This is a genomic window from Bacillus sp. LR--39 (genome assembly GCF_053613335.1).
Genome location: NZ_JBSIOT010000857.1, coordinates 1 through 715, shown reverse-complemented (window position 1 = coordinate 715; position 715 = coordinate 1). Strand labels below are relative to the sequence as shown.

Here is a 715-nt window from a genome sequence, read left to right as displayed (position 1 = left end):
CTGCCACAGCGGCCTCGGCGGAACGGGTGATGTTGCCATTTTATCGGCATCAGGAAGAATGGGCCTTATGCCGTTTGCCCAAATTTCAACCCGTCTCGGCGGTGCAGGCACAGTGATTTGCGCGACAGTTTTGCTTCGTTTTTTCACTTCATAAACAGAAAGAGTTCCGTTTTATGCGGAACTCTTTTTTTATTTATTCACAATCCGAATATACTCTCGGGGACCAAACGGCAGGTCCTTTGATTCCGTCTCACTCATTCTGGCTGACAGGTGGTGCTCCAGTAAATACAGCTCCCATTCATCACTAGCCGCCACACCGCTGCGCCCGTCATATTGATTCAACATGAATGCCCCTGCAAATACTGAGCAGAATAAACCTGAGCACATCACGACTTTTCTTTTCACATGACCAGCTCCTTACCTTCAGCTTGATCAGGATTGATTTTAAATATACAAATAACCTCTTTTTTGTTAGACTTATTTCGAGGTCAAAAGAACTCATAAAAACCCATTACAGCAGTTCGAAGCGTGGCAGCTTGCAGAAAAGTGCGATATAATTTGGACTAGGTCATTTGACCGTATATTTCATACATAGCGCATTTTTCAATTGAGAACGAGAAAAGGAGGTCTTATCTTTGCAGCTCTTACATCTTGCTATTTTATCGCCTTTTTTATTTGCTTTTATCATTCCCTTCTTGGCAAAATACGCAAAAAG

3 protein-coding genes are annotated in these 715 nt (G+C 42.9%); 2 read left to right on the top strand and 1 reads right to left on the bottom strand.

Annotated elements, in window-relative coordinates:
• On the top strand, positions 1–154 hold a 154-nt coding region (locus ACWHAR_RS27035; RefSeq protein WP_452088427.1), incomplete at its 5' end, for a 2-hydroxycarboxylate transporter family protein.
• Between the two features lie 35 nt (positions 155–189).
• Here ACWHAR_RS27035 and ACWHAR_RS27030 read toward each other — a convergent pair.
• Entirely contained in the window at positions 190–405 is a 216-nt protein-coding gene (locus tag ACWHAR_RS27030; RefSeq protein WP_015483630.1) for a hypothetical protein, read from the bottom strand.
• Between the two features lie 230 nt (positions 406–635).
• On the opposite strand from ACWHAR_RS27030, the gene ACWHAR_RS27025 reads away from it, so the two are divergent.
• On the top strand, positions 636–715 hold an 80-nt coding region (locus ACWHAR_RS27025), incomplete at its 3' end, for a hypothetical protein (RefSeq protein WP_452088426.1).